Origin of the sequence: Pseudoalteromonas sp. GABNS16E (assembly GCF_028598715.1) — a bacterium.
GTDB classification, from domain to species: domain Bacteria; phylum Pseudomonadota; class Gammaproteobacteria; order Enterobacterales; family Alteromonadaceae; genus Pseudoalteromonas; species Pseudoalteromonas atlantica.
Genome location: NZ_JAQREZ010000024.1, coordinates 1 through 16,065, shown reverse-complemented (window position 1 = coordinate 16,065; position 16,065 = coordinate 1). Strand labels below are relative to the sequence as shown.

Here is a 16,065-nt window from a genome sequence, read left to right as displayed (position 1 = left end):
GATGGCGCTTTTTTTGTGCCATTAAACTTACTCTATGCCAATTGGGTTAAAAAGTAGGGGTGATGAAGGGAAATAACGCCCTCGTATTTCGCTTTGTTATTAGGCTGTTTATTGGCTGCTTAAATAAAGTGCTAACTTAATACCGTTGATATTAGTTGAAAAAATACGCGTAAACATTCAAAGTAAATTCAATACTAAATTTAAAAAAGAGCGCACTATGAAAAAAACATTCTTATTGTCAGTTTTAGCCAGCGGCTGCTTAACATTAAGCACGCAAGCATTAAGTGAACAAGCCCCGTTTGCTATAGCGATTCATGGTGGAGCAGGCACAATTGAAAAAGCAAAATTTACCCCAGAGCAAGAAAAAGCCTACCGAGCAAAACTAGCCGAAGCTGTTGAAGCAGGTTACAGCGTACTTGAAAAGGGCGGCGAAAGTTTAGATGCAATCACCACTGCTATTGAAGTGTTAGAGCAGTCGTCTTATTTTAATGCTGGGCGCGGTGCAGTGTACACCTATGATGGCAGCCATGAACTTGATGCCTCAATAATGGATGGGCGAAACCGTCAAGCGGGTGCGGTCGCTGGCGTAAAGCACATAGAAAGCCCAATTCAATTAGCCCGCTTAGTAATGGATAACTCAGTACACGTAATGCTTAGTGGTCAAGGCGCTGAAGAATTTGCAAAAGAGCAGGGCGTTGCGCTGATAGAAAATAATATATTTGATACTAAGCACCGTTATGAAGCACTTTTAAAAGCAAAGCAAAAATTAGAAAAAGCAACCAGCAAAGACTACCAAGCTGCGCATAAAGCCCTGCCTACAAATTATAAAATGGGCACCGTAGGCGCAGTGGCACTTGATAAAAACGGCAATTTAGCCGCAGGTACATCTACAGGTGGCATGACCGCAAAACGCTTTGGCCGCATTGGTGATTCCCCTGTTATTGGCGCGGGTACATTTGCTGAAAACGATTCGTGTGCGGTGTCGGCCACCGGTCACGGCGAGTATTTTATTCGCTACAGTGTTGCCAGTGATATTTGCGCACGCGTTAAATATCAAAATAAAACCATTGAACAAGCTGGGGATGAGGTTATTAACCAGGTGCTTGCGCCTATAGGTGGTACAGGTGGGGTTATTATTGTGGATGCTAAAGGTCATATTAGTATGCCATTTAATACCTCGGGCATGTACCGAGCGAGCAAATCGAACACGCAAGCAACCTTTGTAGGAATTTTTAAAAACCAATAGCGTGATATATAAGCCTTATAGGGATTGTAGGATTAACGCTGCGCGTTTATTTTGATACTATTAGCCCTCATTTATTAAATTTATAAGGTGTGCGGGTGGTAAACCTAGGTCAGTTGTTTGGCGAGCTTAAAACGTGCTTAAAAAAAGATCAGTTTATATTTAAAAAACGCTTACATGGCGTAAAAAAAATACAAGACGAGACTAAGCAGGCCAATGCCCTTGAAAAAATAGCGGCTGATATTACCCGCAGCCAGCAGCTACGTGAAAAACGTTTAGCTGAGCTGCCCGCTGTCACGTACCCTGAGCAATTACCGGTAAGTCAAAAAAAGGACGTCATTAAAGACGCCATTGCGAATAATCAAGTGGTGATTATTGCCGGTGAAACAGGCTCAGGTAAAACCACGCAAATACCAAAAATGTGTTTAGAGCTTGGCCGTGGGGTTGATGGCTTTATTGGCCATACCCAGCCAAGACGTTTAGCCGCGCGCAGCGTAGCTAACCGCATTGCTGAGGAAATGAAATGTGAGCTTGGCCAACAAATCGGTTTTAAAATACGCTTTAGTGATCAGGTTTCTAATAATACGTATGTAAAACTGATGACCGACGGTATTTTGCTCGCCGAAATACAACAAGACCGTTTTTTAAATCAGTACGACACCATCATTATTGATGAAGCCCATGAGCGCAGCTTAAATATCGATTTTATTTTGGGGTATTTAAAAAACTTACTGCCAAAGCGCCCCGACTTAAAAGTTATTATTACCTCGGCGACCATTGATCCTGAACGTTTTTCAAAGCACTTTGATGATGCGCCAATTATTGAAGTATCGGGACGTACATTCCCCGTTGAGGTGCGCTATAACCCTATAAGCGATATAAATAAAGACGCTATGGAAGCCGAAGGCGACCAACTGCAAGGTATTTTTGATGCGGTAGATGAGCTGTGCGCTGAAGGGCCAGGGGACATTCTCATATTTTTAAATGGCGAGCGCGAAATACGCGATACCGCAGAGGCGCTCTCTAAACGTAATTTAAAACACACCGACGTATTACCACTTTATTCGCGCTTATCTAACGCAGAGCAAAATCGTATATTTGCCCCGCATTCGCGCCGCCATATTATTTTATCAACCAACGTAGCCGAAACTTCATTAACGGTGCCGGGTATTCGTTATGTAATAGACCCAGGTACAGCGCGTATTAGCCGTTACAGCTATCGTACTAAAGTACAGCGTTTACCTATTGAGCCTATTTCTCAGGCAAGTGCGAACCAACGTATGGGACGTTGCGGCCGTGTTGAAGCGGGTATTTGTATACGTTTATACTCGCAAGATGACTTTATATCTCGCCCTGAATTTACAGACCCAGAAATACTGCGCACTAATTTAGCCTCTGTTATTTTGCAAATGTTGGCATTAGAGCTTGGCGATATGAGCGAGTTTCCGTTTGTACAAGCGCCAGATAGTCGCAATATTAACGATGGTTTAACCCTACTTGAAGAACTTCAGGCGATTAAGCCGAGTAAAAAGCGCCATCAAACGAGTTTAACGCAATCAGGGCGTGAGCTTAGCCGCTTACCGGTCGACCCGCGTTTAGCTAAAATGGTGTTGACGGCTAATAAGCTCGGTGCACTACGAGAAGTTATTATTATTGTGGCAGCGCTGTCGATTCAAGACCCCCGAGAGCGCCCGCAAGAAAAACGCGCCGCAGCGAACGAAAAACACAGTCGCTTTGATGACCCTGACTCGGATTTTATTGCTTTTTTAAATCTTTGGAATTACCTAGAAGAGCAGCAAAGTGAGCTGACAAATAGCCAGTTTAGAAAGTTGTGCCAAAAAGACTTTTTAGCTTATATGCGTATTCGGGAGTGGCAAGACATTGTTTATCAAATAAGCACTGTGTGCAACGAAATGAAAATTAAAGCCACCACGCAAGTGGCTGACTCTGAGCTAATACACAAAGCGCTACTGAGCGGCATGTTAAGTCACATAGGCTTTAAAGACGAAAAGCAAATATATAAAGGCGCTCGCAACAGCCAGTTTCATATTTTTCCGGGTTCTGGATTATTTAAAAAGAGGCCCAAATGGATTATGTCGGCAGAGCTGGTAGAGACCAGTAAACTATACGCACGCATTAATGCCAAAATAGATATTAATTGGGTAGAGCCCCTTGCACAGCACTTAGTAAAACGAAGCTATTCTGAGCCGCATTGGGAGAAAAAACCAGGCGCTGTTATCGCGTTCGAGCAACAAACCTTGTACGGCTTATTGGTGGTTAATAAACGCCGCTGTGTGTATAGCAATATAGACCCTAAAGTTAGCCGTGAGCTGTTTGTACGCACCGCCCTTGTAGAGCAAGAGCTTGGCTTAAATGAGCAATTTTTAGCGTACAACCGCGAGCTAATAGAAGATATTCAGGTACTTGAGCATAAATCGCGACGTCGCGATATTTTGGTTGATGAGCAAACGTTATTTGAATTTTACGATAAAAAAATACCTAAAGAAATCAACAACCGTGCAGCCTTTATAAAGTGGTATAAAACCCAAAAGCAAAAAGATAAACGCTACCTATACATGACCCGTGAAGAGCTTATGCAACACGGTGCAAGTAATATTACTGAGTTTGATTACCCTGATACATGGCAGCAAGATAATATTATTTTGCCGCTGAGCTATCATTTTGATCCAGGACAAGCTGTTGATGGGGTGGCTGTACAAATACCGGTAGCACTTTTAAACCAAGTGCAAGAAACCGGGTTTGATTGGCACATACCTGCCTTTAGGCATGAGCTAATAAGTGGTTTAATTAAATCGTTACCTAAGTCGTTACGTCGTAACTTTGTACCTGCTCCCAATTACGCTGATGCTGTACTGGCAGCCATTGAGCCTATGCAAGGCAGCTTACTTGATGCACTTACTACACGCTTACTAAGAATGACAGGCGTAAAAGTAGATATAGAAGCGTGGGATTTAAACGCACTGGCGCCTCATTTAAGGTTGCAGTTTGAGGTGCGTGATGAGCACGATAAATTGCTTGCACGCGGGCTAGATTTAGCAAAACTAAAAGCACAGCTGCAAGGCAAAGTAACCGATACGCTATCAAAGGTAGCCGATAAAGGCATTGAAAAAGCTGATTTAACACAATGGGACTTTGGCGCTTTGCCTGCCTCGTACGTTAAAAAGCAAGGCCAATACGAAATAAAAGCTTACCCAGCGCTGGTAGATAAAAAATCCACAGCGGCAATTGAGCTCTTTGATAGTGAAGAAAAAGCCCAGCAAGCGCATCAGCAAGGTTTACGGCGTTTAGTATTATTAAATGTGCCGTCGCCAATAAAGTACCTTCAGCAAAACTTGCCTAATAAAGCCAAACTGGGCTTGTACTTTAATCCGTTTGGGAAAATTGCAGATTTAATTGACGATTGTATTGCCGCCGGCGTAGACAGCTTATTAATAAAGCATGGTGATATACGCGATGAAAACGCTTTTGATAAAGTTAAAGAGCAAATTAGGGGCGAACTAGGCGATGCTGTGGTAGAAATTGCCACACAGGTTGAACAAGTTTTAAGCATTGCCCACGCGTTACATAAAAAAATGAAAGGGCGTGTCGATTTAACTATGATAACTGCCCATGGCGATATAAAATCGCAGCTTGAGTCACTTATCTTTAAAGGGTTTGTGAGCGCTCACGGTGCGAATAAAATGCCCGACCTAATTCGTTATTTAAAAGCGATTCAAAAACGTTTAGAAAAATTACCTGTTGATCCTAACCGCGATAGACTGTGTGTTTTAGAACTTGAAAAAGTAGCGCAAGAGTACAAAAAGCTCGCAAATAAAATTCCAAAAGGCTTACCTATTCCGCAACAAGTAAACGCTATTTTTTGGATGCAGCAGGAGCTTAGGGTGTCACTGTTTGCGCAAACCTTAGGTACCCCATATCCTATTTCTGCAAAACGCGTTATGAATGCGATAAAAGAGATAGAATAAAACTTGCATTTTCTATTAAGCTTAGTACCTTAATAGAAGGATTTATTTTTGGTTGAGAAGGAAGCGACATACCTATGTCCTCATCGGTTGAACATAAGATTAAGCGATTGTTAGTTGTAGATGACGAGTATTTTAATTATGAAATGCTTAAATCTGCCCTGACTTCAAAATTTGATGTTAGTTATGCTGACTCGGGGAAAAGCTGTTTGGCGTCTGCCATTGCTAACCCGCCGGATATTATTTTGCTTGATGTATGTATGCCTGGCCTAGATGGGTATGATACATGTCGGATGCTTAAGCACACGCCTGAAACTAAAAATATACCTGTTGTTATGGTTTCGGGCTTAGAGTCGCCCTCGGAAAAGCAAGCTGGCTTTGATGCAGGGTGTGATGCCTATGTAGTAAAACCGTTTTCGATGGGTACTTTATTTGAGCAAATAAACACGGTTGTTTAAAGGTGATGCATGTTTACTGAAGATAAGCGCAATTTTAGACGTATGCAGGTTAATACGCCTGCGCAATTAACAACAATAGAGCCAGTTGCTGGGCTAAATTATACCGCAGAATGTGTTGATTTAAGTGCCACTGGGTTATCACTTCATTTAGATGACTTGCTTGAGCTCGATACTTTGTTACAGGTTAATATAGAGTCGACTCACCCAAGTATTGCCTCTTTAAATGCAACGGCTAAAGTTATACGTGCTAGCAAAGAAGACGATGGCACCATTACCGCAGGATTAGAAATAGTTCAGTTTAATTAAATTGAATAAACACCAAGCGGGTGGCTTTTGCTATCGCGGGTGTTAAATAGTTCGATTTTATTACCTACGTCCTTGTAGGTAATAACAATAATTTTTAGTAAACCTTACAAATCAAGCCTTTTAAATAAAAGCCTTCAGGGTAACTGCCAGCAATAGGGTGATCGGCCGCTTGATTTAAACGCTCCATAACCAATAGCTCTTTACCTGCATCTAGCGCAGCGTCTGCTACCACTTTTTGAAACAAGTTTTGCTCCATTAATCCAGAGCACGAGAAGGTAAGTAATGTACCGCCTGGTTTTAATATTTGCATAGCAATCATGTTTATATCTTTATAACCACGACATGCACCGGTTAACTGCGCTTTGTTGTCTGCAAATTTTGGTGGGTCCATCACAATAGTGTCAAACTGTTTGCCTTCCTCACGGTATTGGCGTAATAGCTTAAACACATCTTGTTTTACAAAATCGACTTTATTTAAATCTAAGTTATTGTGCTCTACGTTACGCTTAGCGGTATCCAGTGCTGGTTGTGATACATCAACATTAGTGACGTGTTTACAGCCACCACGTAGTGCGTAAAGTGAGAAAGTACCTGTGTAGCTAAAGCAATTTAATACGGTTTTATCTTTTGAAAAGCGCTCAAGTGCTGCGCGGCTATCACGCTGATCCAGGTAAAAGCCTGTTTTATGACCTTCTAAAATGTCTACTTCAAGCTTTAAGCCATTTTCTTCAATAACCACAGGCTCTGAAGGTTCGTTGCCCCACAGTACACCTTTAATAGGTTCTAAGCCTTCTTTGGTGCGCACGTCTACATCTGAGCGCTCATAAATATTCGCACCAGGAAAAATAGCCATTAACGCGCCTACAATTTCACCTTTATGGCGCTCAGCGCCGGCACTTAGTAATTGGCAAACTAAGGTGTTATCAAACTTATCAATGGTTACACCTGGCAAGTAGTCAGACTCAGCAGCACACAACCTAAAGCCAGTTAAACCGCCTTCGGCTATCGCATGCTCGCGGGCATGTAAAGCACGGCGTAAGCGACGCTCAAAAAAGTGTTGGTCTATTACTTCTTTTTCATCAAAGCTCCACACTCGCGCTCTTATTTGTGAGTGAGGGCTATAAGCTGCGGTGGCTAAAAATTTACCTTCGCTGTCGTGAATGGTAACCGTATCACCTAGGCCTGGTTTACCTTTAATTTTTTTGATGGCTTTTGAAAATAACCAAGGGTGTTTTCTTTTTAATGATTTTTCGCGACCAGCTTGTAGGTAAACGGCAGATGACATAAGGCTTCTCAGTTGTAATAAATAAGCGCTGTATTTTAGTCAAGCATAGGGCAACATACAATGAATGTTTTGCAAGGGAGGTGTAAAGCACGTTAAAGTACGGATAATTCTCATATAAATTAGTTTTTTGGAACATCACTGTGGCCAACACTGCTTTAAGCCCTGAGTTACAACAGCTTGATTCTCAATGTCGCTCATTTATTACTTCGTTAATACATGCCGATGTAGCACACGACATAACGCATATTGAACGCGTAGTGCGTGTTGCCATTCAATTATGTCACGCCGAGCAAGCCAATATGAATATTGTTTTGCCGGCGGCGTGGATGCACGATTGTGTCGCGGTGGCAAAAAACCACCCCGATAGAGCAAAAGCATCTACTATGGCGGCAGATAAAGCCATTGCGTTTTTAAAATCAATTAACTACGACGCATGTTTGTTTGATGATATTCATCATGCTATCGCAGCCCATAGCTTTAGCGCCAATATAGCGGTTAAAACTGTAGAAGCGCAAATCGTGCAAGATGCCGATAGAATGGATGCACTCGGTGCAATAGGCGTTAGCCGTTGTATGAAAGTAGGGGGCTCTATTAGCCGCTTACTGTATAACCCTGATGACCCATTTTGTGTTAACCGCGAAGCAGATGATAAAACCTATACCCTTGATCATTTTTTTATTAAATTGCTTCATATTGCTAAGAGCATGAATACGCCCTCAGCTAAAGCCGAGGCAGAGCGACGCACAGAGTATATGTATGCGTTTTTAGAGCAGCTAAAATCAGAAATTGGTCAATAATATGAGCGCTCCGTTATTATCGGGCATTGATCATTGCCACCTTAATGTTGAAAACATCCAAGAAGCGCTAAAGTGGTACAAGCAGGTACTAGGCTTTAGCGTAGTTGAAGAGCTTGCCTTTTGGGATGAAAATGGCAAAGGGCCACTCACACTTGAAGATAGCGCAAAAACAACGCGTTTAGCGTTATTTGAAGGGCAAGGGCGAAGCAAAGGTATTGCGTTTGCAGCCACCGGTGCACAGTTTATTGGTTGGGTTGATTATTTAAATGGCTTAAACATAAAAACTGTACTGGCCGATCACGGTGTAACGTTTTCGCTTTATTTTAAAGATAACAGTGGGAATAGCCACGAAATAAACTCTCATGACTACCCGCACATAAAAGCGGTATATGGTGATGTAAAACAAGGCTCGCGCACGCGCAATACTTAGTGTTGCTCTTGATATGCGTTTTTAATTGCGATTATAGCATCGAGCTTATTTACAAATAAATTGATGAGGTGGGGGTCAAAGTGTTTACCCGCTTGTGCTTGCATATGCTCAAGCGCCTCTTCTACACCCCAAGCCTCTTTATACGGGCGTTTAGAGGTAAGGGCATCAAATACATCTGCAATAGCCACAATACGCCCTTCAACCGATATTTGTTCGCCTTTTAAACCATTAGGGTAGCCACTGCCATCCCACTTTTCGTGGTGCTCTATAGCCAGTTTATGGGCAAGTTGTAATAGCGCTGATGAGGAATTTGCTAAAATTTGCGCGCCAATAGCCGCATGCTGTTTCATGTGGTCAAATTCGTCAGGGGTTAATCGCCCAGGCTTTAATAAAATAGCATCCGGAATACCTATTTTACCTACATCGTGCATGGGGGCTGCTTGGCGAAGTAGCTCTGCTTGTTGCTCACCCATGCCAAATTCTAATGCTAATAATTTACTGTATTGGCTCATCCTAGCAATGTGCTCGCCAGTGTCTGTGTCTTTGTACTCTGCAGCGCGGCCTAATCGATGTACTAAATCAACATGGGCTTGCTTTAATTGCTCGGCTTGTACAAGCGATAAATGCGTTTTAACACGTGCGCGCACAATCGCAGGGCTAATAGGTTTAGTAATGTAATCAACAGCGCCGAGTTCAAAGCCTTTAAACTCATCGCTTTCATCACCCAAAGCCGTTACAAAAATAATTGGGATATGCGAAAGTGCGGGTGTGCTTTTAAGTATTTCGCAGACCTCAAAGCCATTCATATCGGGCATCATGATATCGAGTAATATAAGTTTAGGCTGTTCTTTTTCTAGTAGCGCAAGTGCTGCAGCGCCCGATTTAGCAAAAGACATACGGTATTGATTACCTAATACTTCTCGCATGACTTTTAAGTTAGCAGGTTCATCGTCAACGATTAATATACGTGGTTTGTCGTTGCTAAAATCCATTCAATATTCTCATTCTTGGGTAAATTCTTTAATTAGACCGTCTAGCACGTGTTGCACCTGATCAAAGTCAAATTCATCAAATGCGTTTACAACCTCATTTATTTGAGTTTGTAAGTGTGCAGGGGCGTTATTTTCAAGCTGCGCAAGCAAATCATCGTTGAGCTCGGCGCTTTGCGCTTCATGGTGCAGCGTTTCACACAGTGACTTTAATTCAGCCGCGTTTAGCGTGCTTTTTTGCTCAGTATTTTCACTCTCAGCAGGCGTGATTTGTGCGCACTCATCGCCTGATATTAATTGCGTTATTGTCTCTAACTCGTCTTTTATTTGTGTTACTAACGCTGTAGATTGCTCAGAAGTTTGCTCGCGCTCTAAATTGGCTAATAAAGTCATTAATGTTGTTAGGCCTAAATTACCGGCGACCCCTTTAAAGGTATGTATCAGGCTATTGGCGTCTTTAATCTCAGATAACTTACTGTTAAATAAAATATCAAATCGTTTATTGCTGTCATTTATAAATTTGGCAATTTCGGTTAACTGCTTACATTTATTACCCCAAAGCATCACACCTTTTTCAAAGTCGATGTGTTTAGCCTCAGGGTCTGATTGGCTAATAACCATATCTTTAGCAATACCTAAGCCAAGCACCTGGACAATTTCTTGGTTAAGCTGATTTATATCTATCGGCTTATTAGCAAAGCCGTTCATGCCGGCACGTTTAGCTGTGAGTTTATCTTGCTGTAGGACGCTTGCCGTTAACGCAATAATGGGGGTAAATTTAAGCTGCCTTTGCTTTTCTATGGCTCTAATTTTTGTGGTTGCTTCTATGCCATCACACTCAGGCATATGAATATCCATTAAGATGACATCAAAATCTTGTTTCTCGAATATTGCAATAGCTTCTAAACCGTTGCTTGCTTTGCTTACCAAATGTTGATCTTTAGAAAGTAATAACGAAAGCAGCTCGGTGTTTTGCTCAATATCATCCACCACAAGTACCCTTAGCGATGGTAATTGAGTGTGCAGGCCATCGAAATGGTCTATTTTTTCTGAATCGCCTTGTATAAGCGGTAAAGAGAAGTAAAAGCAGGTGCCTTTGTTTTCTTCACTGACTAGGTTTATGGTGCCGCCCATCAGCTCTACTAATTGTTTACTAATGGTTGTTCCAAGGCCTGTACCGCCAAAGCGACGAGTAGTGGTGCCATCGGCCTGAACAAACGGCTGAAATATAGCTTTAACGCGGTCTTTGGCAATACCTATACCGGTATCTTGGACTTCAAAAAAGAGCTGATCGGTTTGCGTAGTACTTACAGTGAGCTCAACCGAACCTTGCTCGGTAAATTTAATGGCGTTACCGATGAGGTTAGTTAAAATTTGCCTTAACCTATCTGGGTCGCCATAGTAAGTTGTGGCAACAGAATCTTTAATGTTCAACTTTAAACGCAAGTCTTTCTTTTTTGCTTCAAGCCAAAATGTCGAAATAATGCTATCGAGTACTTGTTTTAAACTAAAGTGAACGGGTTCAATAGTTAGCTTTCCGCGCTCAAGTTTTGCGGTATCAAGCACTTCGTTAAGTAACCTTAATAATGAACGCGCCGCATTATTAACTGTAACCAAGTGTTTTTGCTGTTCTTGGTTTAGCGGAGTGTCCATCAGTAGGTCGCTAAAACCGATAATAGAATTCATCGGCGTGCGGATCTCATGGCTCATATTAGCCATAAAAGATTGCTTAGCGTGCGCTGCTTCTTCAGCTTGCAATTTTGCCTTTTCAAGTTTGTCTTCGTATTCTTTTTGTTCTGTAATATCAACCAATACCCCATCTATCCACTGCGGGTTATTATCTTTATCACAGGTAATACTGCCTTTATCTAATACCCAGGCAACTTTGCCGTTACGGTGGCGAATACGATACTCTACCGAGTACTTTAAACTTGAGGTCATGGCTTGCGCTACGGTTTCGTTTACCGTTGGCTGATCTGTTTTTAAAATAAGGTCGTTAAGTTCTATGCAGCTTTCTGTGAACTCTTCTGGCGTGTACCCTGTTAGTTCAGCCACTGTTGGGCTGATAAATAACATGCTCCAGTTTTCGTCGTACTTACAGCGAAAAGCAGCGCCAGGCATATTATCCATTAAAGAGCGGTACTTTTGCTCTTTTTCAATAAGGCTTTGCTGCATAGCGCGTTGTTCGGTTAAATCGGTGATAAAGCCAACATATAACGGCATATGGCCTGGCTGATTAACTTCCCCTATACCTAAGCGAATAGGAAAAAGGTGGCCATCTTTGTGTTTGGCAGACACATCCCTATTTATACCAATTACTTTTCCTAGATCTACATTTTTGGCGTGAGACAAATAGCCATCATGGTGGCGAGCGATTTCATCGGCCATCAGCATTTTTACATTATGACCTTGAACTTCGTTTTCTCGCCAACCAAAAATTTTGCTGGCAGCTTCGTTAAAGCTCAAAATAATGCCGGTGTGATCTATAGTCACAATGCCATCAATAGCAGTGCCTAAAATAGCATTTAGTCGAGATTCATCCGCCGATTTTTCCTCAAGCAGTAAGCGGTATCTAACCATGCCATTTATAACTGCAATGACACAGGTTATAGCAACGGTCGCGGTAGCTACGGCAATAGCCACAAAAGCAAGCTCAGTGGTTGACTCTTCGTAATCGGGTAAAAGCGGAGAGGTTGCAACAAAGCGGGTAGCAGCCATACCCATATAGTGCATACCAGCCACCGCTGAGCCTAAAATAACAGCGGTAATAGAGCGGGCTTGCAGTTGTGATAAATTAGGTAGCAAACGCGTTAAATGATAACGCGTAAAAAGTGCTATGAACGATAAACCAACAGCGACCACAATTGATAAAGCAAATATGATTGCATCGTAACGTAGTAACGGGGCCAGCTCCATTGCTGCCATGCCGCTGTAGTGCATTGTACCAATGCCTGAGCCTAGTAAAATAGAGCAAATAATAAGGTGTTTGTATGACCCTTGCGATTTTACTAAAATCGAAAAAGCGTACTGACATGCAATAAACGCCGGTAAAAAAGACAACACGGTAATGATTGGGTCGTAGTGTATTTCTGTGCATAACGAAAAGGCCAACATACCTATAAAATGCATACTCCAAATACCGGCCGATAAAACAGTGGCACCGGTCACATTGGCTAAGCGTTTATAGCTTTCGAATTGCGTTTGCTTTGCTACATCAACCAACCAGATCGTAAAAAAGGCAGCAAAAATAGCGGTAATGACCGATAAACTAACCAGTATAGGGTTATATGCACCGTTGATAATGAGGCTCGGATCGTGGTCGGTTATAAAAAATGCAGACAGCATAGTGGCTCAAATTAGTATCTTTATTGAACTAGTTTAATAGATTTATTTTATAAATAAACTGTTAATCTAATAATTTATATTATAAATCAGCGAGGTTACTTTTTGGCATTAAAGTATTAACATGCGTAGCGTACTTTATTAATAAGACGTGATTTTTCGTAAATAAAAATAATAATAAACACTGAGCCCATTTATTTATCGCTAAATAACTGCATTGATTAAATAAGGCTTTATAATACGCTTTTATTTATATTTAGAGCATACACCTTGTTTGAGTATCAGCTAAAACGCAGTGCAAGGCGTAAAACAGTGGCAATAAAAGTTAGCCAAAAATTAGTTACTGTTTATGCGCCTACACACGTGCCAAAACTACAAATAGAACAATGGCTGTTTAGTAAAAATGAGTGGGTAACTGCGCAATTGCATAAACAACTTAACGCCATTGATACTCAACAACACCCGTTTAAAAACCAGCAAATAATGGTTTTTGCTAAGCCATATACTATTACTTTTGCAAAAGGGACACGCTCACATGTTCAGCAATCCGATAGCGTATTTACTATTTACACTTCTAATCGAGTAAAAAAACAGCCTGAAAAACGCAAGCAGTTACTTTGCCTTGCCCTTGAAGAAACGCTAACAAACTACATTGAAATGCGTTTAGCTTATTATTGCCAAAAGATGTCAGAAGCATTACCGACTAAATTGACGATTGGAAGTTATAAACGTAAGTGGGGGAGTTGTAATTCTCGGCGAGAGCTAACCTTTAGCCTTAACCTTGTTGGGGCGCCTCATCATATAATTGATTATGTTATTGTGCACGAATTGGCTCATTTAAAGTATTTGAACCACAGCAGTGCTTTTTGGAAGCACGTAGCTAATTTTTATCCCGATTATAAATCTGCATCAGCATGGCTTAAAAACCACGGGGCAACATTACAGTGGGTATTTGATAATTAGTCTAAAAATGAAGTTTTAAATAGTGATGAAAAAGACATAGAAAAGGATACTGAAGATAAGAAGTGGTGGAGGGAGCTGGATTCGAACCAGCGAAGGCTGAGCCGTCAGATTTACAGTCTGATCCCTTTGGCCGCTCGGGAACCCCTCCACACTATTTTGTTACATTTGGCCCCACTTAACTTAGCGGTAAGAAAAGTGGTGGAGGGAGCTGGATTCGAACCAGCGAAGGCTGAGCCGTCAGATTTACAGTCTGATCCCTTTGGCCGCTCGGGAACCCCTCCAATGCAACGGCGCTGATAATAGCAAACTGCGTATTTAAGTAAAGAAAAAAGCTAAAGAAATTTGAAATAAAGCCGATAAATATCTATCAGTTATCATAATCGGCTAAAGACTATGCAAATCGATGATTTGTTAATCACAGAGAGTCAACTAAAGACCAGGCTAAATAAAAGTGTGCATGAAAATCGCAGAGGCGAATTCTCACTTTTATTAGCGATGCTATCGCACGATGCGCTGGATTTTAGTCAATTTCACTTGCCAAAAATTGAAACGCATAGTGCTTATGTAGACGAAAAACAGTTAAGAGAGCGCTTTGGTGCTGGACCAAAGCAATTATTAGCTCCCGAAAAATTTGATATGACCATAGGGCAAAAGCACGCGTCGGTGATTGTTCAACAAGGCGAACAAGCAGGCATGAAAGCAATAAAATTAAGCCACTGCTTAAACCCTGAGCCACTAGCGATTAGAGATGACAAGTTACATATTCCTTTAACAGTAATCGATAATTGTGAACTATCAGTACGCAGGCGCTTAAATGACACGCACACCGCGCTTGCAAGTCCACAAATGGACGCCGCAGCATTTTATGACGATTTAACTAATGAGGCTATACATAAGCCATTGCTTGTTGCTAACGCATAAAAATAATTTAACACTTGTGCGTTTTAAAAGCTTAAAACACCTTATATTTAATAATCGGTTATGCAATAAAATAGAACAATTCTTTTTTTGTTTAAAAAAAGCATCCACAAATTAAATGCAATTGCTATAATGGCTGCAAATGGTATGACTTGAGTGCCATTATCATTAAATCAAGGTAATTAGGAACGTAATGAAGAAAACATTCACGCTAAATCATGAGAAAATCAAATACCCTCGTATGGTTGATGCTGCAAAGCATGAAGTGAAAAAATATTTGAAAAGAGAGCGCAATAAAACGCTACCTGTTGAAGCTGATTACTGGGCGTTTGACTGTAAGTTTGGCACAAGTGCCGATGATGCCGAAGTTGTTCACGTAGCTGAAATTAACAACAAGATCAGCGAAATCGAAAAGCAGGCGCTTACTTCATTCTATGTTGAGATTTTAGCTAGACCTGCGCAGCGTGAATCGTTCGATCTAGATGATGATGAATAACCAATAGCAATATTGTAGAAAATGGACCTAGATGGTCCATTTTTTGTTTATGGCAGTTATTAACATGTTTAGTGGTATAGAGTAGCGCTTAAATAAAAAGCTATTTTTATGCTAAGTGTTTAGCTTTTTTTATACACTGTGACACTTTTTATATTTTTTACCGCTTGCACATGGGCAGGGGTCGTTTCTGGCAACTTTTATATCGGCGACCGGATTAATAATACCCTCTAAATAACGCCATTCACCGTCCTCTTTTATAAAGTCTGATTTCTCATCCAACTCACAATATAAGTTTTGGTAAAAATAATACGCGTTAAAGGCAACATAACCTCGCTCATCACTTTGCTGCGTATCGCGCACAACTAATTTTACAAAGCGGCAGCTATTGGCAAAGTCAGCAATTTCATTTACTGGGTTTTGTGCTTGTTTTTCTTTGGCGTAAGTTTTAAATATATAAGATGCATTTTTTAATGCATAAGCACTAAAGCGCGAACGCATTAGTTGCTCAGGTGTGGCTGGGGTTTTTATATCAAGATGATAAGGCTGGCAACAGTCGCCATAATTAAGCTGACTGTTGCATAAGCAAGCGCTAGTACTGGTTACACTCATAAAATACTAGGGCGTGTTGATCTTTGTGGTATGAAAAACAAACAGCATGAAGATAAGGTATAATTGAATTCGCCAGAAAACTTTACACCGAACCTACATGCCAAGATTAATGTTAACATACGGGACATGGAATGTCTTATCAAAAGTAATGTACTTAAGTGGTCGAATTTATAATAAGCCCGACCATAGAAAAACGCTCGAAGGCATACTGTATAAGATGCGCACAGGTATTCCATGGCGAGATTT

At 41.2% G+C, this 16,065-nt stretch carries 14 protein-coding genes and 2 tRNA genes; 10 read left to right on the top strand and 6 right to left on the bottom strand.

Features of this window, described 5'->3' with window-relative positions:
* The first annotated feature begins 217 nt into the window (after positions 1-217).
* The 4 genes from PSI06_RS11200 (at position 218) to PSI06_RS11185 (ending at position 5,990) form a co-directional block, all read left to right on the top strand.
* A complete protein-coding gene (locus PSI06_RS11200) occupies positions 218-1,246 on the top strand; it encodes an isoaspartyl peptidase/L-asparaginase family protein (RefSeq protein WP_273603780.1) in 1,029 nt (342 codons plus the stop codon).
* A gap of 95 nt (positions 1,247-1,341) precedes the next feature.
* Positions 1,342-5,229, top strand: a complete 3,888-nt coding sequence (gene hrpA / locus PSI06_RS11195) for an ATP-dependent RNA helicase HrpA (protein WP_273603781.1) — start codon at positions 1,342-1,344, stop codon at positions 5,227-5,229.
* Positions 5,230-5,303: 74 nt separating this feature from the next.
* Complete coding sequence (locus PSI06_RS11190) at positions 5,304-5,684, top strand: response regulator (RefSeq protein WP_024034218.1); 381 nt, start codon at positions 5,304-5,306, stop codon at positions 5,682-5,684.
* A 9-nt stretch (positions 5,685-5,693) separates the two neighbouring features.
* On the top strand, positions 5,694-5,990 hold the full coding sequence (locus tag PSI06_RS11185; protein ID WP_004589184.1) for a PilZ domain-containing protein: 297 nt from the start codon (positions 5,694-5,696) through the stop codon (positions 5,988-5,990).
* Between the two features lie 94 nt (positions 5,991-6,084).
* Here PSI06_RS11185 and PSI06_RS11180 read toward each other — a convergent pair whose 3' ends face one another.
* A complete protein-coding gene (locus tag PSI06_RS11180) occupies positions 6,085-7,275 on the bottom strand; it encodes a class I SAM-dependent methyltransferase (protein ID WP_273603782.1) in 1,191 nt (396 codons plus the stop codon).
* Between the two features lie 140 nt (positions 7,276-7,415).
* Here PSI06_RS11180 and PSI06_RS11175 point away from each other — a divergent pair, with 140 nt between their 5' ends.
* Together PSI06_RS11175 and PSI06_RS11170 are read left to right on the top strand one after the other, a co-directional pair.
* Positions 7,416-8,072, top strand: coding sequence for an HD domain-containing protein (locus PSI06_RS11175; RefSeq protein WP_004589186.1), 657 nt, complete (start codon positions 7,416-7,418; stop codon positions 8,070-8,072).
* Position 8,073: 1 nt separating this feature from the next.
* Positions 8,074-8,502 (top strand): VOC family protein, encoded by a 429-nt coding sequence (locus tag PSI06_RS11170; RefSeq protein WP_273603783.1) that lies wholly within the window; start codon positions 8,074-8,076, stop codon positions 8,500-8,502.
* On the opposite strand, the gene PSI06_RS11165 is transcribed toward PSI06_RS11170, so the two are convergent.
* The gene (locus PSI06_RS11165; RefSeq protein ID WP_273603784.1) at positions 8,499-9,494 is read right to left on the bottom strand and encodes a response regulator; all 996 of its coding nucleotides are present in this window, start codon (positions 9,492-9,494) and stop codon (positions 8,499-8,501) included. The two genes, PSI06_RS11170 and PSI06_RS11165, sit on opposite strands and share 4 nt — an antisense overlap.
* A 9-nt stretch (positions 9,495-9,503) precedes the next feature.
* On the bottom strand, positions 9,504-12,836 hold the full coding sequence (locus PSI06_RS11160) for an MHYT domain-containing protein (protein ID WP_273603785.1): 3,333 nt from the start codon (positions 12,834-12,836) through the stop codon (positions 9,504-9,506).
* A gap of 309 nt (positions 12,837-13,145) precedes the next feature.
* On the opposite strand from PSI06_RS11160, the gene PSI06_RS11155 reads away from it, so the two are divergent.
* A complete protein-coding gene (locus PSI06_RS11155; RefSeq protein WP_273603786.1) occupies positions 13,146-13,796 on the top strand; it encodes a M48 family metallopeptidase in 651 nt (216 codons plus the stop codon).
* Between the two features lie 63 nt (positions 13,797-13,859).
* On the opposite strand, the gene PSI06_RS11150 is transcribed toward PSI06_RS11155, so the two are convergent.
* A tRNA-Tyr gene (locus tag PSI06_RS11150) sits at positions 13,860-13,944 on the bottom strand.
* A 48-nt stretch (positions 13,945-13,992) separates the two neighbouring features.
* Positions 13,993-14,077: transfer RNA gene (locus tag PSI06_RS11145), tRNA-Tyr, on the bottom strand.
* A 112-nt stretch (positions 14,078-14,189) separates the two neighbouring features.
* Here PSI06_RS11145 and PSI06_RS11140 point away from each other — a divergent pair.
* Together PSI06_RS11140 and PSI06_RS11135 are read left to right on the top strand one after the other, a co-directional pair.
* Entirely contained in the window at positions 14,190-14,717 is a 528-nt protein-coding gene (locus PSI06_RS11140; protein WP_273603787.1) for a VC2046/SO_2500 family protein, read from the top strand.
* 190 nt (positions 14,718-14,907) lie between these two features.
* Positions 14,908-15,210 carry a DUF6172 family protein gene (locus PSI06_RS11135; RefSeq protein ID WP_004589192.1) on the top strand — a complete coding sequence of 101 codons (303 nt, stop codon included), beginning with the start codon at positions 14,908-14,910 and terminating at the stop codon, positions 15,208-15,210.
* Between the two features lie 129 nt (positions 15,211-15,339).
* Here the strand turns inward: PSI06_RS11135 and PSI06_RS11130 are convergent, their stop codons facing one another.
* Positions 15,340-15,819 carry a YchJ family protein gene (locus tag PSI06_RS11130; RefSeq protein WP_273603788.1) on the bottom strand — a complete coding sequence of 160 codons (480 nt, stop codon included), beginning with the start codon at positions 15,817-15,819 and terminating at the stop codon, positions 15,340-15,342.
* Positions 15,820-15,916: 97 nt separating this feature from the next.
* Between PSI06_RS11130 and PSI06_RS11125 the strand changes: the two genes are divergently transcribed.
* Positions 15,917-16,065: transposase (locus PSI06_RS11125; RefSeq protein ID WP_273603789.1), on the top strand; the 149-nt coding region annotated here is incomplete at its 3' end.

What these genes read in the sequence shown, in the direction of transcription:
- PSI06_RS11200 (WP_273603780.1), top strand. Translation starts at nt 218, where the DNA reads ATGAAAAAAACATTCTTATTGTCAGTTTTAGCCAGCGGCTGCTTAACA.
- PSI06_RS11190 (WP_024034218.1), top strand. Translation starts at nt 5,304, where the DNA reads ATGTCCTCATCGGTTGAACATAAGATTAAGCGATTGTTAGTTGTAGAT.
- PSI06_RS11185 (WP_004589184.1), top strand. Translation starts at nt 5,694, where the DNA reads ATGTTTACTGAAGATAAGCGCAATTTTAGACGTATGCAGGTTAATACG.
- PSI06_RS11180 (WP_273603782.1), bottom strand. Translation starts at nt 7,275, where the DNA reads ATGTCATCTGCCGTTTACCTACAAGCTGGTCGCGAAAAATCATTAAAA.
- PSI06_RS11170 (WP_273603783.1), top strand. Translation starts at nt 8,074, where the DNA reads ATGAGCGCTCCGTTATTATCGGGCATTGATCATTGCCACCTTAATGTT.
- PSI06_RS11165 (WP_273603784.1), bottom strand. Translation starts at nt 9,494, where the DNA reads ATGGATTTTAGCAACGACAAACCACGTATATTAATCGTTGACGATGAA.
- PSI06_RS11160 (WP_273603785.1), bottom strand. Translation starts at nt 12,836, where the DNA reads ATGCTGTCTGCATTTTTTATAACCGACCACGATCCGAGCCTCATTATC.
- PSI06_RS11140 (WP_273603787.1), top strand. Translation starts at nt 14,190, where the DNA reads ATGCAAATCGATGATTTGTTAATCACAGAGAGTCAACTAAAGACCAGG.
- PSI06_RS11135 (WP_004589192.1), top strand. Translation starts at nt 14,908, where the DNA reads ATGAAGAAAACATTCACGCTAAATCATGAGAAAATCAAATACCCTCGT.
- PSI06_RS11130 (WP_273603788.1), bottom strand. Translation starts at nt 15,819, where the DNA reads ATGAGTGTAACCAGTACTAGCGCTTGCTTATGCAACAGTCAGCTTAAT.